Genomic DNA, 23,418 nt, shown 5'->3' on the forward strand with positions numbered 1-23,418 from the left:
TCCCTCACTCAGCGCTTCCCGGCGCGATCCGCCGGTAGACGTCGGCATAGAGCGCGGCGCTCCGGTCCCAGGAGACGTCCGAGCGCATTCCTGCCCGCTGCATCGCCGCCCAGTGCGGCGTGCCGTGGAGCGCGATCGCCCGGCGCACCGCGGCGCGCAGCGCGTCCGCGTCGACCGGCGCGAATTGCAGCCCCGTCGCCACGCCCGCGTTCAGCGCCGCGACGTTGGCGTCGATGACCGTGTCCGCGAGCCCGCCCACCCGCGCCACCACCGGCACGCAGCCATAGCGCAGCCCGTAGAGCTGGGTGAGCCCGCAGGGCTCGAAGCGCGACGGGATCAGGATCGCGTCCGCCCCCGCCTGCATCCGGTGCGCCAGCGGCTCGTCGTAGCCGATGACGACGCCCACCCGCCCGGGGAACTCGGCGGCGAGCCGGAACAGCGCGCCTTCGAGCCCGGCGTCGCCCGAGCCCAGCACCGCGAGCTTGCCCCCGGCCGCGACCAGATCCCAGGCCGCGTCGACGACGAGGTCCATCCCCTTCTGCCCGGTCAGCCGGCTGACGACGCAGAAGAGCGGGGCGGCGTCGTGGTCGAGCCCGAAGGTGGTCTCCACCGCCGCCCGGTTCTTCGCCCGCCCCTTCGGCGCCCGCGTCGAGAAGGGGGCCACGAGGTGCGGGTCGGTCTCGGGGTTCCAGACGTCGACGTCGATGCCGTTGACGATGCCGACCAGATCCGCCCCGCGCGAGCGCAGGAGCCCGTCGAGCGCCATCCCCTCGGCCGGGGTGAGGATCTCGTTCGCATAGGTCGGGCTTACCGTGGTGATCGCCGAGGCCGCGGCGATGCCTGCCTTCAGGTAGCCGACGCCGCCGAAATACTCGACCCCATCGAGCGCGAAGGCCTGCGGCGGCAGCTCCAGCCCGCCGAAGATCGCCGCCGGATAGTGGCCCTGAAAGGCGAGGTTGTGGATGGTCAGCACCGAGGGAACGGCGATCCCGTAGTAGCGCAGATAGGCGGGCGCGAGCCCCGCCTGCCAGTCGTGCGCGTGGACGAGATCCGGCGCGAACCCCGCCGCCGACCCGGAGGCGATCGCGACGGCCGCCTTGGACAGGGCCGCGAACCGCCGCCAGTTGTCCGCCCAGTCGTGGCCCGTCTCGTCGAGGTAGATGTTCCCCGGCCGGTCGAAGAACTCCGGCGCGTCGAGCACGTAGAGATGCAGCCCCGCCGCCCGCGCCTCCAGAAGCCGCGCCTCGGCCCCGATCAGCCCGCGCCAGGCATGGACCTCGCGCACGTCCTCCAGCCGGGCGATCACCGCCGGGTAGCCGGGCAGGAGCGTGCGCATTTCCACGCCTTGCCGCGCCAGCGCCGGCGGCAGGGCCCCCGCCACGTCGGCGAGCCCGCCGGTCTTGATCAGGGGAAACGCCTCGGAGGCGACGGAGAGGACTTGCAACGCTTCAGAGCTCCAGTCGGTCGATCATGGGCTGGGTGATGAGCACGACCCCGTTCTCGGTGCGCCGGAACCGCTTCGCGTCGAGCTCCGGATCCTCGCCCACCACCAGCCCCTCGGGGATGACGACGCCGCGGTCCACGACGACCTTCCGCAGCCGCACGTTCCGCCCGATCTCGCATTCCGGCAGGATCACCGCCTCCTCCAGATGCGAATACGAGTTCGCCCGCACCCCGGTGAACAGCAGCGACCGCTTGAGGCTCGCGCCCGAGACGATGCAGTTGCCGGAGACGAGGCTCGAGATCGCCATGCCGCGGCGGCCCTCCTCGTCGTGGACGAACTTCGCCGGCGGCGTCAGCTCGGAATAGGTCCAGATCGGCCAGGAGGTGTCGTAGAGGTCGAGTTCCGGGATCACGTCGGTCAGGTCGACGTTCGCCTCCCAGTAGGCGTCCACGGTGCCGACATCGCGCCAGTAGGCCTCCGCCTCCGTGCTCGTCCGCACGCAGGAGCGCGAGAAGCGGTGCGCCACCGCCTTGCCGTGCTCGACGATGTAGGGGATCAGGTCCTTGCCGAAGTCGCGCGTCGAATGCGTATCGGCCGCGTCGCGGCGCAGGAGGTCCATCAGGAACTTCGTCTGGAAGACATAGATGCCCATCGAGGCGAGCGCCATGTCGGGATTGCCGGGGATGCCCGGCGGGTCGGCCGGCTTCTCGACGAATGCGGTGACGGTGTCGACCGGGTCGACATGCATCACCCCGAAGCCCGTCGCCTCCATCCGCGGCACCTCGAGGCAGCCGACGGTGACGTCCGCCCCGCTGTCGACGTGCTGGCGCAGCATCAGCTCGTAGTCCATCTTGTAGATGTGGTCGCCGGCGAGGATGACCATGAACTCCGGGCTGTAGCTCTCGATGATGTCGATGTTCTGATAGACCGCGTCCGCGGTGCCCTCGTACCACTGGGTCTCGCTCACGCGCTGCGAGGCGGGCAGGATGTCGAAGCTCTCGTTCCGCTCCGGCCGCAGGAAGTTCCAGCCGCGTTGCAGGTGGCGGATCAGGCTGTGGGCCTTGTACTGGGTCGCCACGCCCATGCGGCGGATGCCGGAGTTCAGGGCGTTCGACAGCGCGAAGTCGATGATCCGGGTCTTGCCGCCGAAGTAGACGGCCGGCTTCGCCCGCCTGTCGGTCAGCTCCTTGAGCCGGCTGCCCCGCCCGCCGGCGAGGACATAGGCCATGGCGTCGCGCGCCAGGGGTTGGGTCCGGTGGTCCATCGCTCGCTTCCCCCTTCGTGGCCGGACTTCAGTCCGGCTCGTGTTCCAGCCAGACCGTCGCCAGCGGCGGCAGCGTCATCCGCGCCGCGACGCCGCCCTCGTCGCGGGCCTCGACATAGCCCGCGTTCCCGACGCCGCTGCCGCCATAGACGCCCGCGTCGCTGTTGAGGATCTCGCGCCAGCGCCCGGCATGGGGCAGCGGCACGCGATAGCCCTCGCGCGGCGCCGGCGTGAAGTTGGAGATCACCGCCACCGGCGTCGCCCCCGGCGCCTTGCGCAGCCAGGCATAGACCGAGGTCTCGGCGTCGTCGGCGAGCAGCCACTCGAAGCCCTCGCCCTCGCAGTCGCGCGCGTGCAGCGCCGGCTTCGCCCGGTAGAGGTGGTTGAGGTCGCGCACCAGCGCCTGCACCCCGCGGTGCGCGTCGATGTCGAGCTGATGCCAGTCGAGGCTCCGCGCCTCGGACCACTCCGCCCCCTGCGCGAATTCCTGCCCCATGAACAGCAGCTTCTTGCCCGGATAGCCCCACATGAAGGCGTAATAGGCGCGCAGGTTCGCGAACTTTTGCCAGCCGTCCCCCGGCATCTTGGCGATCATGCTGCCCTTGCCGTGCACCACCTCGTCATGGCTGAGCGGCAGCACGAAGTTCTCGCTGAATGCATAGAGCAGCCCGAAGGTCAGCTCGTTGTGGTGGTACTTCCGATGCACCGGGTCGCGCGCCAGATAGGCGAGCGTGTCGTGCATCCATCCCATGTTCCACTTGAACCCGAACCCGAGCCCGTCCTCGTGCACCGGCGCGCTCACCTTCGGGAACGAGGTCGATTCCTCGGCGATCGTCACCGTCCCCGGGTGGCTGCCATAGACCGCCTTGTTCGTCGCCTGGAGGAAGGCGATCGCCTCCAGGTTCTCCCGGCCGCCATGCACGTTCGCGATCCACTCGCCCTCCTTGCGCGAGTAGTCGAGATACAGCATCGACGCCACCGCATCGACGCGCAGCCCGTCGATGTGAAACTTCTCCGACCAGTAGAGCGCGTTGTTCACCAGGAAGCTGAACACCTCCTGCCGGCCGAAATTGTAGATCGCGGTGTTCCAGTCCGGGTGGAACCCCTGCCGCGGGTCGGCGTGCTCGTAGAGCGCCGTCCCGTCGAAATGCGCCAGCCCGTGCTCGTCCACCGGGAAATGCGCCGGAACCCAGTCGAGGATGACGCCCACCCCCGCCCGGTGCGCCCCGTCGACGAAGCGCGCGAACCCCTCCGGCGGGCCGAACCGCGCGCTCGGCGCATAGAGCCCGGTCGTCTGGTAGCCCCAACTCGGGTCGTAGGGATGTTCGCTGACCGGCAGGAACTCGATATGGGTGAAGCCCATCTCGACGACGTAGGGGATGAGCTGTTCCGCCATCTCGTCCCAGGTCAGGAACTCCGTCCCGTCCCGCCGCCGCCACGAGCCGGCATGAACCTCGTAGATCGTGATCGGCTGCCGCCGCGCGTCGGCGCGGCTCCAGAAGTCCCGGTGCGCCTTGTCGCCCCAGTCGTGGTCCATCCAGTTCGCGACGATCGAGGCGGTCTTCGGCCGCAGTTCGCTCGCCCGCGCGAAGGGGTCGGCCTTGAGCGGCAGCCGGTCGCCGGACGGCCCGATCAGCTCGAACTTGTAGGTCGCGCCCGCGCCGATGTCGGGCACGAAGATCTCCCAGATCCCGGTGTCCCGGCGCAGGCGCATCACGTGCCGCCGCCCGTCCCAGGCGTTGAAGTCGCCGATGACGCTCACCCGCCGCGCGTTCGGCGCCCAGACGGCGAAATGCACCCCGTCCGCCCCCTCGTGGCGGATCGGATGCGCGCCCATCCTGTCGAACAGGCGCAGGTGGCTGCCCTCGCGGATATAATAGTCGTCCATGGGCCCGAGCACGGGCCCGAAGGAATAGGCGTCGCCGACCACCCATTCGCCGCCGGCGTTGCGCGCCCGGTAGCGCAGCGGCTGGCGCTTGCGGATCTTGAGGCGTCCCTCGAAGAAGCCGCCGTCATGGAGCTTCGCCAGCGTCCCCGCCGGCTTCCCCTCCAGCGTCAGCGCCTCGACCTCGTCCGCGCCCTCGATCAGGCAGCGCGCCACCAGCTTGCCGTCCACCTCCTGAAGCCCCAGCACCGCGAACGGGTCGCCGTGCGATCCGCCGACGATGGCCGCCACGGTGGCGGCGTCGATGCCGGGAACGGCCTTTCGCCGCGTCGTCTTCGTCGTCGCCACGCGATCTTCCTCCCGGGGTTCTTGTTCTGGTCGATCAGGACGTCGGTCGGCAGGCGAGGCTACAGGCGGATTCCCCAGATGTCTCGCGCATATTCGCCGATGGTGCGGTCCGACGAGAACCACCCCATCCGCGCCGTGTTGAGGATCGCCTTGCGCCACCAGACCGAGGGCTCGGCCCAGAGCGCGTCCACCCGCCGCTGCGCCGCCGCATAGGCGTCGAAATCCGCGGCGACCATGAACCAGTCGTGCTCGTAGAGCCCGTCGACCAGGCCGCGATACCGCCCGGGATCGTCCGGCGAGAATACCCCCGAGGCGATCGACTTCAGCGCCTGGCTCAGCTCCGGCGACCGCTCGATGATCTCGCGCGGGTTGTGGCCGCCCGCCCGCGCGGCGGCGACCTCCTCGGCCGTCATCCCGAAGATCACGATGTTGTCCGCGCCGACGTTGTCACGGATCTCGACGTTCGCCCCGTCGAGCGTCCCGATCGTCAGCGCCCCGTTCAGCGCGAACTTCATGTTGCCGGTGCCGGACGCCTCCATCCCCGCCGTCGAGATCTGCTCCGACAGGTCCGCCGCCGGCACCAGCACCTCGGCGAGGCTGACGTTGTAGTTGGGAACGAACACCACCCGCAGGACGTCGCGCACCAGCGGGTTGGCGTTGATCACCCGGCCCACGTCGTTGGCGAGCTTTATGATCAGCTTGGCGTTGTGATAGCTCGGCGCCGCCTTGCCGGCGAAGAACTTCACCCGCGGCGTCCAGTTCTTCTCCGGGTGCGAGCGGATCTGGTCGTAGAGCGCCACCGCCTCGATGATGTTGAGGAGCTGGCGCTTGTATTCGTGGATGCGCTTGATCTGGATGTCGAAGAGCGCGTTCGGGTCGACCTTGATCCCCATCCGCGCCCGCGCCACCGCCGCCAGCCGGTCCTTGTTGCGCCGCTTGACCCTGGCGAAGGCGTCCTGGGTGTCCGGGTCGTCGGCGAACTTCTCGAACTCGGCCAGCGCGCCGATGTCGTCGAGGAAGGCCGGCCCGATCCGCTCGGCGATCAGCGCCGTCAGCTCGGGGTTGCACTGCATCAGCCAGCGCCGCGGCGTGATGCCGTTGGTCTTGTTGTTGATCCGGAGTGGATACATCCGGTGCAGGTCGGAGAACACCGTCGCCTTCATCAGCTCGGTGTGCAGCGCCGAGACGCCGTTGATCGAATGGGCGCCGACGAAGGCGAGGTTGCCCATCCGCACCCGCCGCTCGCCGGTCTCGTCGATCAGGCTGATCGAGCGGATCGCCGCATCGTCGAAGCCGTGATCGCGCCGCGCCTCGCGCAGGAGCCTCGCGTTGATGTCGTAGATGATCTGCATGTGCCGCGGCAGCAGCGCCTCGAAGAGCGGCACCGGCCAGCTCTCCAGCGCCTCGGGCAGCAGCGTGTGGTTGGTGTAGCCGATCGTCTGCTTCGTCGTCTCCCAGGCTTCGGCGAACTCCAGTCCGTGCACGTCGGTCAGGAGCCGCATCAGCTCGGCGACGCAGACGGCCGGATGGGTGTCGTTGAGCTGGATCGCCACCTTGTCCGACAGGTTGGCGAGCGTCCCATATTGCTGGAGGTGCCGGCGCAGGATGTCCTGCAAGGCCGCGGACGAGAAGAAATACTCCTGCCGCAGCCGCAGTTCCTGCCCCGAGGGCGAGGCGTCGGCGGGGTAGAGCACCCGGGTCAGCGCGTCGGCCCGGTTGCTCTCCCGGAGCGATCCGATGTGGTCGCCGGCGTTGAAGGCGTCGAGCTTGATCGGGTCGATCGGGTCGGCAGACCAGAGTCGCAGCGTGTTCACCCGCTTGCCGCGCCAGCCGACGATCGGCGTGTCGTAGGCCGTGGCGATCACCCGCTCCGACGGCTTCCAGACGAAGTGCGCCTCCGAGCCGTTCGCCTCAAGATACTCCACGAACCCGCCGAACCCGACCTCGTAGGCGCTCTCGCGCCGGTCGAACTCCCAGGGGTTGCCGTGCTCGAGCCAGGTCTCCGGCAGCTCCGCCTGGAACCCGTCGACGATCTCCTGCCGGAAAAGGCCATGCCGGTAGCGGATGCCGTAGCCATAGGCCGGCACCCCGATCGAGGCCATGCTTTCCATGAAGCAGGCCGCGAGCCGCCCCAGCCCGCCATTCCCCAGCGCCGCGTCGGCCTCGAGCTCGGCGATCATGTCGAAATCGACGTCGAGCGTCTTCAGCGCCGCGCGCAGCGGCTCGGTCAGGCCGAGGTTCGACACCGCGTCGCGCATCAGCCGCCCGATGAGGAACTCGAGGCTGAGGTAGTAGACCCGCTTGTCCCGGGCCTCATAGGTGGCGCGCGTCGAGCGCATCCAGTGGTCGATGGCGCGGTCGCGCACGATGAGGATGGTCGCCTGCAACCAGTCATGCGGCCGCGCGACCTTGGGATCCTTGCCGATGCGGTAGACCAGCCGCTCGACGATCTCGCGGGCGAGCGCGTCGGGATCGGCGGCGGCGCGGTGATGGGGTTCATGCATCCCGTGAGACGCCTCGTTCATCGGACAGACCTCCTCCGCAGACCGTCTCACTCAAACCGGTTGCGATGTAGGCCCATGTGCGCCCTCATCGCAACAGGAAACGCCCCCGGAATGCGCTTGCGGGCGGAGAATGTCCGTTGCCGGGGCAGGGGACGCCGAAAGAATGGGGCGGGATCGTGTCCCCGGACGTGGTGTAGCTGACGAGTTCCAGCGCGAGCTCCGGCGTCGGCCGGGGCTGATCAGCCCGCCGCCATGGGAGGCAGGCCGATGAACGGATCATCGGGGATCGGGGCGATGGTCTCGAGGGCCACCGGCGTCAGAGCTTGCGTCAGCCGGCCTCGCAGCTCCAGGCGGCCGCGTCGGCCGCGACGGCGGGGTGGCGCATCTCGGCTCCCGGGGCGACGCCGAGCCGGGCGGCGGAACCGCCGGCGAGCTCGAGCACGAACTGCACCGGCGCCGGGCCGCCGGAAATCGGCGTCAGGTCGCCGGGCACCGCGTTCTCGTGCAGCGCCGCCAGCCGTCCGGCGGCGTCGAAGAACAGCATGTCGAGGGGGATCAGGGTGTTCTTCATCCAGAACGCCACCGGCTGGGGCGTCTCGTAGACGAACAGCATTCCGCCGAATCGGGGCAGGCTCTCGCGGAACATCAGGCCGCGGGCGCGCTCCGCCTCGTCGTCGGCGACCTCGACCTGAAAGCGCATGACGCTCGCGCCCTGGCGAAGCTCTACCACGTCGGAGGCGCAGGCAGCCGCGACCGGGCCGGCGCAAATGGCGAGGAGGAGCGCGCCGGCGATCCGCGCCCGGCCGTCAGGCCTCATCGGCGCCCTGCCGCGCCACGTAGTCCCAGCTGCGGACCTCGTAGACCATCGGCCCGCGCGGACCGGCCGTCACCCGGACTGCCAGCACGTCGCCCGCCGCCACCTCGCCGTAGCCGAACTGGCGCAGCGTCTCCATGTGCAGGAACACGTCGTCGGCCTTGCCGTAGACATTCACGAAGCCGAAGCCCTTGACCCGGTCGAACCATTTCACCCGCGCCGGCTGCAACGGGCCGGCCGCCTGACCGTTGGCGGGGTCGAACAGCGCCGCCATCACCTCGGGCGGGGTGGCGGCAGGAACGATCTCCATGACCTCGACCGCTTGGCGGCCGCGCTCGGTCTGCTGGACGTTGACCAGGATCTCGGCGCCTTCGGCGACCGAGGAATACCCGAAGACACGCAACACATTGCCATGCAGCAGTATGTCGCCGCCACCGTCTTCGGCCACCACGAAGCCGTATCCCTTCGTGGTATCGAACCATTTCACGCGGCCACGCACCATCATCACACATACATCGAAGAGGTTGTCCCCACACGCCACCGTCGCCGATGGCGGCCGCAGGGCGGCGTCAACCCGAATACCCATCCAGCAATCGACCCCCGCGCAGATATTCGACCGCACTTGACTAAAACGCAAGCAATGAACGTGCGCGGAAAGTCACATTTCCATTTTACAACCTCCGATTGATCTCACCGGCGTCGGGTCGTCGCATCGCGCGCGGGTCCGGTCAGACGTGCTGGCCGCCGTTGATCTCGATCTCGGCGCCCGTGACGTAGGAGCTTTCCGGAGTGCAGAGGAAGTAGATCGTGCGCGCCACCTCCTCCGGCTTGCCGAGGCGGCGCATCGGGATGGCGTTTGCGAGCTCCTCCGTGCCGGGGCTGAGGATCTCGGTGTCGATCTCGCCGGGGGCGATGGCGTTCACCCGCACCCCCATCGGGCCGAAGTCGTGGGCCATCTCGCGGGTCAGCGCGGCGAGGGCGGCCTTGGACGTGGCGTAGGCGGCGCCGGCGAAGGGGTGGACGCGGCTGCCGGCGATCGAGGTGACGTTGACGATGGCGCCCTTCGCCGCGGCGAGCTCCCCGGCGAGGCCGCGGGCGAGGATGACGGGCGCAAAGAAGTTGACGTGGAACACCTGCCCCCAGGATCTGAGGTCGGTCGTGAGCGTCGAGAGCCGGGCGCCGCCCGGCCCCTTGGGCGAGATGCCGGCGTTGTTGACCAGCGCCTCGAGCCGGCCGCCGTGCAGCCGGCCACGCAGGTCGGCCACCGCTTCCATCGCGCTGTTGGGATCGGCGAGGTCGACCTGGACGTGGTCCTCCGCGCCTGCCTCCCAGGGGCAGTCTTCGGGGAAGGGATGGCGCGAGCAGGTGATGACCCGCCACCCCGCCGAGGAAAAGCGCTTCACCGTGGCATGGCCTATACCTCGGCTCGCTCCGGTCAGCAGCAGCGTGCGTCTCTCCGGCATGACGAAGTCCCCGTTCTCTTCCCGGGAGGTATCGGCGCCACGCCGCGCAATCAAGGTCCGCCCGGCCCGTCCGCGCCAGATTGGCGTTGGCAAGGCGGCGGGCCTCTGGTTACATCGCGCCGGGCGAGAGCAGTGAACGAACAAGAAGGCCACGAACGATGGCGCGTCCGGTTGTATTGTGCATCCTCGACGGCTGGGGCGACCGGCCGGAGATCGAGGCGAACGCTGTTGCGTTGGCCCGAACCCCGAATTTCGACCGTATCCGCGCGGCCTGTCCGACCGCGACGCTGGTCGCGCACGGGCCAGACGTCGGGCTGCCCGAGGGGCAGATGGGCAATTCCGAGGTTGGCCACACCAATATCGGCGCCGGCCGGGTGGTCTGGATGGACCTGCCGCGCATCGACAACGCCATCGCCGACGGCAGTTTCGCCGCCAGCCCGGCGCTCGCGGCCTTCGTCGCAGCGGTGAAGGCCGCGTCGGGTACGGCGCATCTGGCCGGGCTCGCCTCGCCGGGCGGCGTCCACGCCCACCAGCGCCACATCGCCGCGGCGGCGGCGGCGACCGCGGCGGCGGGCGTGCCCGTGGCCGTGCATGCCTTCCTCGACGGGCGCGACGTTCCGCCGCAATCGGCGGTCTCGCAGATCGCCGAGCTCGAGGCGTCGCTGCCGCCGGGAGCGCGGATCGCAACGGTGAGCGGGCGCTTCTACGCGATGGACCGTGACAAGCGCTGGGACAGGGTCGAGAAGGCCGCCGCCGTCATCCTGCGCGGCGAGGGCCTGCATGCGCCGACGGCGGCCGAGGCGATCACGGCGGCCTATGCCCGGGGCGAGACCGACGAGTTCGTCGTCCCGACGGCCATCGGCGACTACGCCGGCGCGCGCGATGGCGACGGGCTCTTCTTCCAGAACTTCCGCGCCGACCGGGCCCGGGAGATCCTCGGCGCGCTCCTCGACCCGGCCTTCGACGGCTTCGAAGTGGCGGGGCGACCGGCCTGGTCCGCGACCCTCGGCATGGTGGAGTATTCCGACCGGTTGAACGCGCTGATGCCGGCGGTCTTTCCCGCCGAGCCGATCGTCAACCCGATCGGGGCCTGGGTGGCGGCGCACGGCCTGACGCAGTTCCGGCTGGCCGAAACCGAGAAGTATCCGCACGTGACCTTCTTCCTCAGCGGCGGCGTCGAGGCGCCGGCGCCGGGCGAGACGCGCTACATGGCGCCGAGCCCCAAAGTTCGCACCTACGACCTCGCGCCCGAGATGTCGGCCGCGGAGGTCACGGACCAGCTCGCCGCGGCGATCCGCTCGGGCAGGCATGATCTCATCGTGGTGAATTTCGCCAATCCCGACATGGTCGGGCATACCGGCGATCTCGGCGCGGCGATCCGCGCCTGCGAGGCGGTGGACGGCGGCCTCGGCGTGGCGCTGGCGGCGCTCGACGAGGTCGGCGGCGCGATGATCGTCACGGCCGACCACGGCAACGCCGAGGTGATGGTCGATCCCGAGACCGGCGGACCGCACACGGCGCATACGCTGAACCCGGTGCCGGTGATCCTCGTGGGCGGGCCGCCGGGCGCGCGGCTGCGGGCGGGCGGGCGGCTCGCGGATCTCGCGCCGACGCTGCTCGAGCTCCTCGGCCTGCCGCAGCCGCCCGAGATGTCGGGCCGCAGCCTGATCGACGCGGCATGAGACGGCGGGCGCTCGTTCTCGTCGGTCTCGTCCTCGCCGCTCCGGCGCCGGCGGGGACCATCGGCCCGGCCGAGGGCCGGATCGCCGCCCGCGTCGATGCGGCGATCGCCGCCGCCGCCGTCGCGCCCGGGGCCGCCGCCCCGGGGACGGTGCCGGAACTGGTCGCGGCCTTGCGCGAGCAGGAGGCGGCGCTGGTCGCGCTCAGCGCCTCCGTGTGGGCGGGCGGCGAGAAGGAGCGCGCGCTTGCGGAGGCGCTCGACGCCGATCGCGGCGGGATGCAGCGCCTGCTCGCCACGCTCGAGGCGATGAGCCTCGCGGGGCAGGCCGGCCCGGCGCCGCATCCCGGCGGACCGCTGGCGGCGGCGCGCGCGGAGCGGCTGCTCGACTGGATGAAGCCGGCGCTGGAGGCCGAGGCGAAGCGGCTCGCGGCCCGGCTCGCCGAGATCGAGGCGGCGCGGGCCCAGGAGGAGGCGGGCCTCGCCGAGGTGGGCGAGGGGCTCGATCGGCTGGCGCGAGGCCGCGCGGCGCTCGTCGCAGCGCTCGCCCCGGCGCACGAGGCCGACCCGGAGGCGACGGCGCCGATCGGGCTCGCCGCCCGCGACGCGCCGCCGGGCTTCGCCCGCGAGGCCGAGACGCTGAGCGCGCTGGCGGCCCGCGTCGCCGGCCCTGCCGCCGCGTCGTCCGACCCGCTGGCGCTGCGGTGGCCGGTCGTGGGCAGCCTGCGTTCGGAGTTCGAGGCGAAGGATTCCGCCGGCGTCCGCCGTCCCGGCCTCGTCGTCGAGGCGGCGCCGCTCTCGCTCGTCGTCGCGCCGGCCGACGGCGTGGTGCTCTATGCCGGGCCGTTCCTGGAGTACGGCTACGTGGTCGTGATCGAGGCGCGCCCGGACGTGCAGGTGGTGCTGGCCGGGCTCGCGACGCTGGAGACGAAGGCCGGCGAGCGGGTGCAGGCGGGCCAGCTCCTCGGATTTCTCGGCGGTCGGCAACTCGACGCCCAAGAATATTTGATGCTCGCGGGGGCCGGAAACGGCGCGACGGGCGCCGAGACCCTGTATATAGAGCTTCGCCACGGGAAGGGACCGGTCGATCCGGCCCCGTGGTTCGCTGGCGGGAACGGGTAGGACGAACAGCATGCGCAAGGTGTTTCTGGCCGGCCTCGGCGGCGCGGTCGCGGGGTTCGTCATGAGCGCCCAGTTCGCGGGCCCGCTGCTCGCGCAGGAGAGCGAGGACGAGGCCAGCGTCTACGAGCAGCTCGACCTCTTCGGGGACATCTTCGAGCGCATCCGCAGCTCCTATGTCGAGGAAGTCGCGGACAAGGAACTGATCCAGAGCGCCATCAACGGGATGCTCCAGTCGCTCGACCCGCACTCGAGCTACCTGCCGCCCGACGACTTCGACGACATGCAGGTGCAGACCAAGGGCGAATTCGGCGGCCTCGGCATCGAGGTGACGCAGGAGAACGGCTTCGTGAAGGTGGTCTCGCCGATGGACGACACGCCCGCAGACCGCGCGGGGATCCTCGCCGGCGACCTGATCACCCACGTCAACGGCGAGAGCGTGCTGGGGCTGAACCTCAACGACGCGGTCGACATGATGCGCGGCCCGGTCGGCTCGGAGATCACCATCACCATCACCCGCGAAGGCACGCCCGAGCCCTTCGACGTCACGCTCACGCGCGAGACCATCACCATCGCCGCCGTGCGCTCGCGGCTGGAGGACGACGCGGTCGTCCTTCGGCTGACCACGTTCAACGAGCAGACCTACGAGGGTCTGGAAAAGCAGCTCAAGGAGCAGGTCGAGGCCGCCGGCGGCATGGACAAGGTCAAGGGCTTCGTCATCGACCTGCGCAACAACCCCGGCGGGTTGCTCAACCAGGCGATCTCGGTCGCCGACGCCTTCCTCAATTCCGGCGAGATCGTCTCGACCCGCGGCCGCGACCCGCGCGACAGCGAGCGCTACAACGCCGCCGAGGGCGATCTCGCCGAGGGCAAGCCCATCGTCGTCGTCATCAACGGCGGCTCGGCCAGCGCCTCGGAAATCGTGGCCGGCGCGCTTCAGGACCACCACCGCGCCGTTGTCGTCGGCACCCAGAGCTTCGGCAAGGGCTCGGTGCAGACGATCATGCCGGTGCAGGGCGAGGGCGCGATCAGGCTCACCACCGCGCGCTACTACACGCCGTCCGGCCGCTCGATCCAGGCGCTCGGCGTCTCGCCGGACATCATCGTCGAGCCGCGCCCGGTCGACCCGACGGCGGCGGCGGAGGGCGAGAAGAGCGCCACGCCGAGCGTCAACCCGCAGCGCACCGAGGCCGACCTGCGCGGCTCGCTCAGCAACGACTCGCTGACCGAGGACGAGAAGAAGACGCTGGAGCAGGAACGCGAGCGGCGCGAGGAGACGGCGCGGCTGCGCACCGAGGACTATCAGCTCTCCTATGCGATCGACATCCTCCGCGGCCTCTCGGTGCTCGACAGCGAGCAGAGCGGCAAGCAGAACTGAACCGATGGCGAAGCGCCCGCGCGAGATGACCGAATCCGAGATCCTCGCGCTGCCCTACCGGCCCTGTGTCGGGGTGATCCTGACCAATGCCGACGGGCTCGTCTTCGCGGGGCAGCGGATCGACAGCACGGCCGAGGCCTGGCAGATGCCGCAGGGCGGAATCGACCCGGGCGAGGAGCCGGTCGACGCCGCCCTGCGGGAGCTGCGCGAGGAGACGGGCGTGCCGGCCGCGGCGGTCGAGATCCTGGCCGAGGCCGCGGAATGGATCGCCTACGACCTGCCGCACGATCTGGTGCCGAAGCTGTGGAAGGGCCGCTTCCGCGGCCAGCAGCAACGCTGGTTCCTGATGCGGCTGACGGGCGGCGAGGGTCTCATCGACATCGCCACGCCGGAGCCGGAGTTTCGGGCCTGGCGTTGGGCGGCGCCGGACGAGCTGATCGAAATGATCGTGCCCTTCAAGCGCGCGACCTATCGCGCGGTGTTCGAGGCGTTCCGGGACCGGCTGTAGGCCCGCCCGCCCGCGCCGCAATCGGTCAGATCGAGAAGCTGGTGCCGCAGCCGCAGGACGCCGTGGCGTTGGGGTTCTTCACCACGAAGCGCGCGCCGATGAGTTCGTCGGCGAAATCGATCTCGGCGTCGGCGAGGAAGGGCAGCGAGACCGGGTCGATCAGCACGCGCTGGCCGTCCTTCTCCAGCACGAGGTCGTCGGCGTCGGCCTCCTCCTCCAGCCGGATGTCGTACTGGAATCCGGAACAGCCGCCGCCCTCGACGGCGACGCGCAGCGCCCGGGGCGCGGCGCCGATCTCGGCGAGGCGGGCGAAGGCGCGTTCGGTCACGCGCGGGGGAATGGCGAAGGACATCGGTCGGGCCCCCGTTCTCGGTTCTCTCCGCAGATAGGCGCACGGGGCCGGAGGGGCAAGCGGGCGATGGCCGGACCGCCGAGGGAATGAGCCAGCGGGGCGGGGAGCTTCACGTCCCGCTCGCGATGGTCTAAGCCGGTTTCCGGCACGTGTTTTCCCGTGTCGCGCGAGGGAGCCTCATGACCGCCGACTTCGCGATCCGGCCGGAGGAGAGCCGCGGGCGGTCGTTCCCCGAGGAGGATTCGGCCCATCGCTCGCCCTTCCAGCGCGATCGCGACCGGATCATCCATTCCAGCGCCTTCCGTCGCCTGAAGCACAAGACCCAGGTCTTCGTCGAGCATGAGGGCGACTACTACCGCACCCGGCTCACCCATTCGATCGAGGTGGCGCAGGTGGCGCGCACGCTCGCGCGCACGCTCGACGTCAACGAGGATCTGGCCGAGGCGGTGGCGCTCGCGCACGACCTCGGGCATCCCCCGTTCGGCCATACCGGCGAGGACGAGCTGCAACGGCTGATGGCGCCGTTCGGCGGCTTTGACCACAACGCCCAGGCGATCAAGATCGTCACGCGGCTGGAAGCGCACTACGCCGAGTTCGACGGGCTGAACCTGACCTGGGAGACGCTGGAGGGCCTCGCCAAGCACAACGGCCCGGTGACAGGCGGCGCGACCGGCCCCGTGCCCTACGGCCTCGCCGAGTACGCGGCCCGCCACGACCTCGAGCTCGACACCCACGCCAGCGTCGAGGCGCAGGTGGCGGCGATCTCGGACGACATCGCCTACAACAACCACGACCTCGCGGACGGGTTGCGCGCCGGGCTGTTCACCCTCGACGATCTGCGCGGGCTGCCGCTGATCGGACCGTGCGTCGCGGGGGTGGACGCGCGCTGGCCGGGGCTGGCGCCGGGGCGGCGCGAGCACGAGGCGCTGCGGCGCTTCTTCGGGCTCCTGGTCGAGGACGTGCTGGCGACCAGCCGGGCGCGGCTGGTCGAGGCCGATCCGCGCTCGGCGCGCGACGTGCGCCATGCCGGGCGGACGATGGTGCGGTTCTCGGACGGCACCTTCGCCGAACTGAAGGAAATCAGGGCCTTCCTCTATGCGCGGATGTACCGGCACTGGACGGTGCAGCGGATGCGGCGCAAGGCCAAGCGCGTGGTCCGCGAGCTGTTCGAGACGTTCCTCGAGTCGCCCGAGCTGATGCCGCAGGACTGGAACGCCTGCGTGGCGCTCGACGAGACGGGCCGGGCGCGGGTGGTCTCGGACTACATCGCGGGGATGACCGACCGGTTCGCGCTGCAGGAGCATCGCCGGCTGACCGACCCGCTGGTGAAGGGCTGATAGGGGCCCTGTCCGAAGACTTCGGCGTCAAGGGTTTGCGGCGGATCCTTCGATGCACGCTCCATGCACGACGTATGCACGACGCATATGCAAAGCAAAAGAGTCAGAATTGAATCGTCAATGCAGGCGCGAGGCATTCGGGCGGAGGCCGTATGAGGCCGGCCGGCCGGTCGGGAAAGGGGCCGGCCCGAACAGCCGGCCCCGTCGGGACGTCAGTCGTTCTCGAGCATGTTGTCCCAGATCAGCCCGCCGACGGCGGCGCCGACCAGCGGCGCGAGCCAGAACACCCAGAGCTGCGACAGGAAGGTCGGGTTGCCCTCGGGCGCCTGGGCGAAGAGCGCCGCCGCGGTGGCGCGCGCCGGGTTGACGGCCGTGTTGGTCACCGGAATGGCGACCAGGTGGATCAGCGTCAGCGCCAGGCCGATCGCGATCGGGGCGAAGCCGGCCGGCGCGCCGCGCTGGGTCGCGCCGAGGATGACGACGAGGAAGAACGCCGTCAGGACGACCTCGATGGTGAAGGCCGACACGAGCCCGTAGCCGCCGGGCGAGTTCGCCCCGAAGCCGTTCGAAGCAAAGCCGCCCGGCCCGGTCCAGCCTGCCTGCCCGGAGGCGATGACGTAGAGCACCAGGGCGGCGAGGACGCCGCCGACGAGCTGGGCGACCCAGTAGGGGATCACCTCGGCCCACTCGAAGCGGTTGGCGATGGCGAGTCCGAAGGTCACGGCCGGATTGAAATGGCCGCCCGAGATGCCGCCCACCGCATAGGCCATGGTCAGCACGGTAAGGCCGAAGGCGAGCGAGACGCCGACGAAGCCGATGCCGAGTTCGGGGAAGCCCGCCGCGAGCACCGCGCTGCCGCATCCGCCGAAGACGAGCACGAACGTGCCGAGCGCCTCCGCCGTCAGTTTCTTGAACATGTTGCCCCTCGCTGATTCGCTGTCGCCATGATTTCTAGCGGGTTCGCGCCGCCGGAAAAGGGCGTTCTTGACATCCGGCCGGGGGCGGGACCGCCGCCTCGTGCGACTCGCCTCCTGACGGCCGGGGTCAGACCGGGCGGAAGGACTGGCTCGGCGCGTCGTAGTACTGGAGGGCGCCCTCCGCGATGTCCTTCCAGACGCCGTGGAGCTGGAGCCGCCCGGTCGCGACGCGCTGGGCGACGAAGGGGAAGCTCATCATGTTCTCGAGGCTGAGGACGATGGCCTGCCGCTCCAGCGCGCGCAGCGCCGCGTCCCGGTCGAGGCCGAGGCCCGCCACGCGCGCGTATCCCGGCGCGAGGATGGTCAGCCAGCGTCCGACGTAGCTCTCCGGGCTCGGCGCTCCCGCGTTTCCCGCGTTCATGTCGTAGCACCCGGCGACGCCGCCGCAACCGTAGTGGCCCATGACGATCAGGTGGTCGATGTTGAGAACCGTCACGGCGTACTCGATCGTCGCCGAGGTTCCGCGCTCCGTGCCGTCGGGCCGGGACCGTGGCACGAGGTTGGCGATGTTGCGGTGCACGAAGAAATCCCCGACCTCGCCGCCGAACACTTCCGTCGCCATGACCCGGCTGTCGCAGCAGGCGACGATCATCGCCCGGGGGCGCTGGCCGTGGCTCGCGAGCTCCGAGAAGCGGCTGCGCTCGGGCGCGCTCATTCGGGCCTGCCATTCGCGGTAGCGGCCGACGAGGAAGGCGGGCAGGGGGCTGGCGTGTTGCATGGTCGCTCCTCGGCGCGGCGGCTGCTCGCGCGACTTTGCCTCAAAGGCGAGGGGGAATTCGAGGGCATTCGCACAATTTCACGCAGCTGCAACAAGAATGCCTTCACGAAGGCGCCCGATGCTCCTGCGCGGGTGGCCGGCCAAGGCCGACGAGGGAGGATAGAATGAGCGCGCAAGTCTACCAGTGGCGCAAGCGCGAGGCCGTCGTGCTCGACGCCGCGCGGATCACGCTGCTGCGCCGGTCGCTCGGCGACCAGCGCGCGCGGGAGATCCTGGAGGAGACGGCGTTCCACCTCGCCGACCGGCTCGCGATGCTGGCCGCCGCGCGGGCGGCGCGCAACCTCGATGAGGCGCGGGTCTGCGCTTCGCGGATCGCGGCCATGGGCGAGCAGGTCGGCCTCGTCAGCTTCGCCCGGGTCGCGCGCGACCTAGAAGCCTGTCTCGCCCTCGGCGACCCGGCGGCCGAGGGCGCCGTCGGGGCGCGGCTCGACCGGCTGGGGGAGGAGTCCTTCGCCTCGCTGGTCGCCTACGCCGAGCAGTCCGCCCTCTGAACGGGGCGCCGGCAGGGCGACGGGCGCGCCCCTTGCCGCGACGCGCGCGGGCCGGATAGACAGGGCGCGACCTGCGCCGCCCGGGAGCCCGCGCCGATGAAGCTGCCGCCAGCGCCCGACCCGGGCGCGATTCCGCTCCACATCGTCCCGGCCGACGGGCTCGCGGCCTGGCGCGAGGCGCTGCCGCCCGCCCAGGCGGCCTGGGCCGCCGCTCTCGGCTTCGAGGCCGGTCTCGGCGAGATCGTGGTCCTGCCAGGACCCGACGGCGCTCCCGCCGCTGCCGCGGTCGGCTGGGGCAAGCCGGCGGCGCGGGCGCGCGAACGGTTCCACCTCGCCGCCGCGGCGGCGAAGCTGCCGGCCGGGCGCTACGCGCTCGTGGACAAGCCGGCGGATCTCGACGCGGAGATCGAGGCGCTCGGCTGGCTCCTCGCCGGCTATCGCTTCGAGCGATATCGCGCGCCGAAGGAGCCGCGGCGGCTGGCGGAGCTCGTCGCGCCGGCGGGCGTGGACGCCGCCCGGGTCGAGCGCCTCGCCGCGGCTTCGGCGCTGGCGCAGGACCTGATCAACACGCCGGCGCGCGACATGGGCCCGGCCGCGCTGGAGGAAGCGGCGCGCGCCCTCGCCGGACGGCACGGCGCGGACTTCGCCGTCGTCTCGGGCCCGGAACTCGACGCGGGTTTCCCGATGATCGCGGCGGTCGGGGCCGCCGCGGTCGAGCCGCCGCGGCTTCTCGACCTCGCCTGGGGGCGGACTGACGCGCCGAAGGTCACGCTCGTGGGCAAGGGGGTCTGCTTCGACACGGGCGGGCTCGACATCAAGCCGGCCGCCTCGATGGGGCTGATGAAGAAGGACATGGGCGGCGCCGCCACGGCGCTCGCCCTCGCCGACATGATCATGGGCCTCGGGCTCGACCTGCGACTGCGCGTGCTGATCCCGGCGGTCGAGAACGCCATCTCCGGCGCGGCGATGCGGCCGGGGGACATCCTGCCGAGCCGCAAGGGCCTCACCGTGGAGATCAACAACACCGACGCCGAGGGCCGGCTCGTGCTCGCGGACGCGCTGGCGCTCGCCGAGGAGGACGGGCCGGCGCTCATCGTCAGCCTCGCGACCCTGACCGGCGCCGCGCGGGTGGCGCTGGGGCCGGACGTGCCGGCGTTCTTCACCGACGACGAGGCGCTGGCCGAGGCGCTGGCCCGGCAGTCGCGCGCGCAGGCCGATCCGCTGTGGCGGCTGCCGTTCTGGGATCCCTACGAGCCGCTGATCGAGCCGGGGATCGCCGATCTCGACAACGCGCCGGGCGGCGGCATGGCCGGCGCGATCACCGCCGCGCTCTTCCTGCGCCGATTCGTCACGGCGACGCCCTATCTCCATGTCGACATCTACGGCTGGACGCCGGTCGCGAGGCCGGCGCGGCCGAAGGGCGGCGCCTGTCAGGCCGCGAGGGCGATCCTCGCCGTGCTGGAGGAACGGTTCTGTTCCACGACCTGACCGAGTTCGCCGGCCGGCTCACGCCCGCCCGCCCCGACCTCGCCGCGCGGCGCCTGCTGGGGCGGGTCACCGCCGGGCGGTTCGCCGACGGCGGGCGGCGGCGCGTGACGGCGGCGCTCCTCGACCTGCGGCTGGCTGCCGATCCGACCGCGGGGCTCGCGACCCAACTCCTGCACGGCGAGGCGTTCACGGTCTACGAGATGCGCGACGACGGCCTGGCGTGGGGGCAGGCGGAGGCGGACGGCTATGTCGGCTATGTCGCCGCCGCCGGGCTCGGCGCGCCGGCGCCGGGGCGCGCGCGGCGGGTGAGCGCGATCTGGAGCCATCGCTACGCGGCGCCGGCGGTCAAGGCCCGGGTGATCGGCGAGTTGCCGTTCCTCGCCGAGGTCGCGGCCGAGGGGGAGGGCGAGGGATTCGTCGCGCTGGCCGACGACGGGTTCGTGCCGGCCGCGCATCTCGCGCCCTTGGCCGGGGACGCCGTCGACGCGGCGATGCGCTTTCTCGGCGCGCCCTATCTCTGGGGCGGGCGCAGCGCGCGGGGGCTCGACTGCTCGGCGCTGGTCCAGCTCTCGCACATGGCCGCGGGCGTTCCGGCGCCGCGCGACAGCGACATGCAGGCGGCGTTGCTCGGGGTCGATCTGCCGGCGGACGCGCCCGCGCGGCGGGGCGATCTGGTGTTCTGGCGCGGGCATGTCGGAATGATGGTCGATGCGGAGACCCTTCTGCACGCCAACGCGCACCACATGGCGGTGGCGCTCGAGCCGCTCGCCGCCGCCGTGGCCCGGATCGAGGCCGGCGGCGGCGGGTCGGTCACCGGGCGGCGTCGTCCGGTTCCGGGGACGGGCGGGGCGACGCGGTCCTGACGAGGCGGCCGGCCACGAGCCAGGCGCGCGTGGGGCAGGGCGGCTGCGGCTCGGGCGACAGCGCCCGCGTCGGGGCGGGCTGCGGCCAGCCCGCGAGCAGCTTCGCGAGACGGGGGTCGAGCGCGCTCACGACGCGCTCACTTCGTCAGGATCAGCTTGCCGAGCCGGGTGATGCGCAGGACGTAGGGCGTGTTGTCGAGCAGGATGCGCGCCTCGACTCCGCCGTCGGTGAGGTTGCGCGCGTCGTGGACCGGCACGGCGACGGTCTCGCGCACCGGGTGCGACAAGCGCCGCGGGCGGTCGTCGGCGCGGGCGGGATCGTCGCGGCGGGTGACGAAATGGACGGTCATGGGCGGACCCCACGGGTGGGGGTGGCAGGGGCGGCGGTGCGGTTGCAGGTCATGCCATCGACTCCGGTCGTGGGTTCATGGGATGGCTCGTTCCTGCGAACTGGCTGAACTGAAAGCTGACAAAATCACTCGCCTATGTCAATCCTCGCTTTCGCGGCGGCGGCGCGATGTTGACAGGCCGCGGCGGATTCGGCCGGATCCGCGCGGAAATCCGGGAGGTTGCGATGGTCGGCGCAGGGGGCTGGATCGACGCGGCGGGGGCGCGCCTCGACGAGGGCGCGGCGCTTGACCGGCTGGCGACGGCGCGGATCGCGCTCCTCGGCGAGCGGCACGACCGGGTGGAGGATCACCTGTGGCAGGCGCGTGTCATCGCCGGACTGGCGGCGCGGCGTCGCCCCGTCGTGGTCGGCTTCGAGATGTTCCCGCGCCATGCCCGCCCGGCGCTCGACGCCTGGGTCGCCGGCGGGCTCGACCGCGAGCGCTTTCTCGAGGCGGCGCGCTGGCGCGAGGTCTGGGGCATGGACCCGGATCTCTACATGCCGATCTTCGAGCTTTGCCGCGCCGAGGGGATCGCGATGCGCGGCCTGAACGTCGACCGGCCGCTGGTGTCGCTGATCGGGCGCGACGGCTGGGAGGCGCTGCCCGAGGCCGAGCGCGGTTGGCTCTCGCCGGCGCGCCCCGCCTCGCCGGCCTACCGGCGTGCGATCTTCGATCTGACCGGGGGGGTCCGCCCGGACCGCAAGGCGCAGTCGCCGGAGGATCCGGCCTTCGACCGGTTCGCCCGGGCCCAGGGCGTGTGGGATCGCGCCTTCGCCTGCGGGATCGCCGGAATCCTCGGCGAGACGCCGGAGGCGCTGGCGGTCGGCGTGATCGGCAGGGGGCATCTCGAGCGTCGGCTCGGCGTGGTCGAGCAACTCGACGATCTCGGCGTCGGACCCGCCCTCGTCGCCCTGCCGGACGGCCCGGCAGGCGCCGGCGACCTGGTGATCGAGAATTAGGCACGCATGATCGTAATACGATCAGATCGCAACCAAGGCGACCATCCATTCGAGGCACGTTATCAACTAGTTATGTAAGTCCATCCCAAAAATTGTGTGTCTAACCGAGATTTGAGCCAGATCAAGGCTTGCGCCGTAACCCCGTGGCAATAGATCTCCTTCTCTACTCTGACGCGAATCAGCGAGGAACCAGTATGTCCAGCCCCAAGTCCACGATCGAAGCGAAGCCGACCACCGTCCCGGCGGAGGAGGCGAGCGTTCGCGACGAATCTGTCGCGGGGGTTGCGGCCACCCGCGGCGGGGAGCCCGTCGAGGAGATCTCCACCGCCGTCGATTCGATGATCGACCAGGTGACGGTCAACCAGCAGCAGGCGATCGAGAGCCTCGAAGCCGCGAGCGCGACGATGTTCGAGAGCGTCGCCCGCGTGCAGCGCCGTATCGCCGAGTTCGTCTCCGACCGCATCCGCCAGGACATGGAGGCGCAGCAGGAGCTTTTGCGCTGCAAGTCGTTCGACGAGGTTCGCGACGTGCAGTCGCGTTTCTTCCGCACGGCGGTCAGCCAGTACTCCGAGGAGGCGACCCGGATCTTCCGCCTCGGCGGCGAGGTGATCGGCCGCACGGTCGAGAAGGTCGACTGAGGCCGTCGCCACCATTCCGGGGACGCTTCCGCGAGGCCGGTTGAAAACCGGCCTCGCGCCTGTCAATCTCCGGTGGAATCCGACCGGAGGCGCGACCGCCTGTGCCAGATCCAGCCGACACCTCCGCCGCCACTCTCGTCGTCGTCGACGTCCAGAACGACTTCTGCCCCGGCGGTGCGCTCGCCGTGGCGGACGGCGACGCCGTCGTGCCGCTGGTCAACCGGATCGCCCGCCGCTTCGGCGTGCGCGTCTACACCCAGGACTGGCACGCGGCCGACCACCGGTCCTTCGCGTCGAGCCACCCGGGGGCCTCGCCCTTCTCCACCACCGAGATGTCCTACGGGATGCAGGTGCTCTGGCCCGACCACTGCGTGCAGGGCACGCCGGGGGCCGAGTTCCACCCCGGCCTCGACCTCGAGCCGGCCGACCTGATCCTGCGCAAGGGCTTCCGGCCGCATGTCGACAGCTACTCCGCCTTCTACGAGAACGACCGCGTCACGCCGACCGGGCTCGCCGGATACCTGCGCGAGCGCGGGATCGCGTCGGTCTGGCTCGCCGGGCTCGCCACCGACTTCTGCGTCCACTACTCGGCGCTCGACGCGGTGCGGCTCGGCTTCCGGGTGACGCTCGTCGAGGACGCCTGCCGCGAGATCGACCTCGACGGCTCGCACGCCGCCGCGCTCGCTGCGATGGGGGAGGCGGGCGTCGCGTTCGTCCGAACCGCCGAGTTCGCGGCCTGAC

22 protein-coding genes are annotated in these 23,418 nt (G+C 71.0%); 11 read left to right on the forward strand and 11 right to left on the reverse strand.

Annotated features, from left to right (window positions below; genetic code table 11):
* Nucleotides 1-4: 4 nt before the first annotated feature.
* The 7 genes from glgA to KBA23_RS04140 all read right to left on the reverse strand — a co-directional run bounded on the left by glgA (nt 5) and on the right by KBA23_RS04140 (nt 9,722).
* Nucleotides 5-1,444 (reverse strand): glycogen synthase GlgA, encoded by a 1,440-nt coding sequence (gene glgA / locus KBA23_RS04110; RefSeq protein WP_290737105.1) that lies wholly within the window; start codon nt 1,442-1,444, stop codon nt 5-7.
* 4 nt (nt 1,445-1,448) lie between these two features.
* Entirely contained in the window at nt 1,449-2,708 is a 1,260-nt protein-coding gene (gene glgC / locus KBA23_RS04115; RefSeq protein ID WP_290737106.1) for a glucose-1-phosphate adenylyltransferase, read from the reverse strand.
* 28 nt (nt 2,709-2,736) lie between these two features.
* Entirely contained in the window at nt 2,737-4,941 is a 2,205-nt protein-coding gene (gene glgB / locus KBA23_RS04120; protein WP_290737107.1) for a 1,4-alpha-glucan branching protein GlgB, read from the reverse strand.
* Between the two features lie 59 nt (nt 4,942-5,000).
* Nucleotides 5,001-7,466, reverse strand: coding sequence for a glycogen/starch/alpha-glucan phosphorylase (locus KBA23_RS04125; protein WP_290737108.1), 2,466 nt, complete (start codon nt 7,464-7,466; stop codon nt 5,001-5,003).
* Nucleotides 7,467-7,773: 307 nt separating this feature from the next.
* Nucleotides 7,774-8,262, reverse strand: coding sequence for a DUF192 domain-containing protein (locus KBA23_RS04130; RefSeq protein ID WP_290737109.1), 489 nt, complete (start codon nt 8,260-8,262; stop codon nt 7,774-7,776).
* On the reverse strand, nt 8,252-8,764 hold the full coding sequence (locus KBA23_RS04135) for a cold shock protein (protein ID WP_290737132.1): 513 nt from the start codon (nt 8,762-8,764) through the stop codon (nt 8,252-8,254). Before KBA23_RS04135 ends, KBA23_RS04130 begins: the two co-directional genes overlap by 11 nt.
* Before the next feature lie 223 nt (nt 8,765-8,987).
* Nucleotides 8,988-9,722, reverse strand: coding sequence for an SDR family oxidoreductase (locus KBA23_RS04140; RefSeq protein ID WP_290737110.1), 735 nt, complete (start codon nt 9,720-9,722; stop codon nt 8,988-8,990).
* 158 nt (nt 9,723-9,880) lie between these two features.
* Here KBA23_RS04140 and gpmI point away from each other — a divergent pair, with 158 nt between their 5' ends.
* Genes gpmI through KBA23_RS04160 form a run of 4 tightly spaced genes read left to right on the forward strand, consistent with a single transcriptional unit; the run spans nt 9,881 to nt 14,405 of the window.
* The gene (gene gpmI / locus KBA23_RS04145) at nt 9,881-11,404 is read left to right on the forward strand and encodes a 2,3-bisphosphoglycerate-independent phosphoglycerate mutase (protein WP_290737111.1); all 1,524 of its coding nucleotides are present in this window, start codon (nt 9,881-9,883) and stop codon (nt 11,402-11,404) included.
* Entirely contained in the window at nt 11,401-12,522 is a 1,122-nt protein-coding gene (locus tag KBA23_RS04150; RefSeq protein WP_290737112.1) for a peptidoglycan DD-metalloendopeptidase family protein, read from the forward strand. Before gpmI ends, KBA23_RS04150 begins: the two co-directional genes overlap by 4 nt.
* Nucleotides 12,523-12,532: 10 nt before the next feature.
* Nucleotides 12,533-13,897: a S41 family peptidase gene (locus KBA23_RS04155; RefSeq protein WP_290737113.1), complete on the forward strand. Its 1,365-nt coding sequence runs from the start codon at nt 12,533-12,535 to the stop codon at nt 13,895-13,897.
* A gap of 25 nt (nt 13,898-13,922) precedes the next feature.
* On the forward strand, nt 13,923-14,405 hold the full coding sequence (locus KBA23_RS04160) for an RNA pyrophosphohydrolase (RefSeq protein WP_290737133.1): 483 nt from the start codon (nt 13,923-13,925) through the stop codon (nt 14,403-14,405).
* A 25-nt stretch (nt 14,406-14,430) separates the two neighbouring features.
* On the opposite strand, the gene KBA23_RS04165 is transcribed toward KBA23_RS04160, so the two are convergent.
* A complete protein-coding gene (locus tag KBA23_RS04165) occupies nt 14,431-14,757 on the reverse strand; it encodes an iron-sulfur cluster assembly accessory protein (protein WP_290737114.1) in 327 nt (108 codons plus the stop codon).
* Between the two features lie 179 nt (nt 14,758-14,936).
* Between KBA23_RS04165 and KBA23_RS04170 the strand changes: the two genes are divergently transcribed.
* Nucleotides 14,937-16,094, forward strand: coding sequence for a deoxyguanosinetriphosphate triphosphohydrolase (locus KBA23_RS04170; RefSeq protein ID WP_290737115.1), 1,158 nt, complete (start codon nt 14,937-14,939; stop codon nt 16,092-16,094).
* A gap of 212 nt (nt 16,095-16,306) precedes the next feature.
* Here KBA23_RS04170 and aqpZ read toward each other — a convergent pair whose 3' ends face one another.
* A complete protein-coding gene (gene aqpZ / locus KBA23_RS04175; RefSeq protein WP_290737116.1) occupies nt 16,307-17,011 on the reverse strand; it encodes an aquaporin Z in 705 nt (234 codons plus the stop codon).
* A gap of 127 nt (nt 17,012-17,138) precedes the next feature.
* The gene (locus KBA23_RS04180; protein WP_290737117.1) at nt 17,139-17,789 is read right to left on the reverse strand and encodes a carbonic anhydrase; all 651 of its coding nucleotides are present in this window, start codon (nt 17,787-17,789) and stop codon (nt 17,139-17,141) included.
* A 164-nt stretch (nt 17,790-17,953) separates the two neighbouring features.
* Here KBA23_RS04180 and KBA23_RS04185 point away from each other — a divergent pair, with 164 nt between their 5' ends.
* The 3 genes from KBA23_RS04185 (at nt 17,954) to KBA23_RS04195 (ending at nt 20,691) form a co-directional block, all read left to right on the forward strand.
* On the forward strand, nt 17,954-18,340 hold the full coding sequence (locus tag KBA23_RS04185) for a hypothetical protein (RefSeq protein ID WP_290737118.1): 387 nt from the start codon (nt 17,954-17,956) through the stop codon (nt 18,338-18,340).
* Nucleotides 18,341-18,436: 96 nt separating this feature from the next.
* Entirely contained in the window at nt 18,437-19,828 is a 1,392-nt protein-coding gene (locus KBA23_RS04190) for a M17 family metallopeptidase (RefSeq protein WP_290737119.1), read from the forward strand.
* Nucleotides 19,829-19,932: 104 nt separating this feature from the next.
* On the forward strand, nt 19,933-20,691 hold the full coding sequence (locus tag KBA23_RS04195) for an NlpC/P60 family protein (protein WP_290737120.1): 759 nt from the start codon (nt 19,933-19,935) through the stop codon (nt 20,689-20,691).
* Nucleotides 20,692-20,828: 137 nt separating this feature from the next.
* On the opposite strand, the gene KBA23_RS04200 is transcribed toward KBA23_RS04195, so the two are convergent.
* Nucleotides 20,829-20,978, reverse strand: coding sequence for a hemin uptake protein HemP (locus tag KBA23_RS04200; protein ID WP_290737134.1), 150 nt, complete (start codon nt 20,976-20,978; stop codon nt 20,829-20,831).
* A 287-nt stretch (nt 20,979-21,265) separates the two neighbouring features.
* Here KBA23_RS04200 and KBA23_RS04205 point away from each other — a divergent pair, with 287 nt between their 5' ends.
* From KBA23_RS04205 to pncA, 3 genes are all read left to right on the forward strand, one after another.
* On the forward strand, nt 21,266-22,039 hold the full coding sequence (locus tag KBA23_RS04205; protein ID WP_290737121.1) for a ChaN family lipoprotein: 774 nt from the start codon (nt 21,266-21,268) through the stop codon (nt 22,037-22,039).
* A gap of 194 nt (nt 22,040-22,233) precedes the next feature.
* Nucleotides 22,234-22,677 (forward strand): phasin family protein, encoded by a 444-nt coding sequence (locus KBA23_RS04210; RefSeq protein WP_290737122.1) that lies wholly within the window; start codon nt 22,234-22,236, stop codon nt 22,675-22,677.
* A 101-nt stretch (nt 22,678-22,778) separates the two neighbouring features.
* Nucleotides 22,779-23,417, forward strand: a complete 639-nt coding sequence (pncA, locus tag KBA23_RS04215; protein WP_290737123.1) for a bifunctional nicotinamidase/pyrazinamidase — start codon at nt 22,779-22,781, stop codon at nt 23,415-23,417.
* Nucleotide 23,418: the final 1 nt, after the last annotated feature.

It is taken from the genome of Amaricoccus sp. (genome assembly GCF_017995835.1).
GTDB lineage: Bacteria > Pseudomonadota > Alphaproteobacteria > Rhodobacterales > Rhodobacteraceae > Amaricoccus.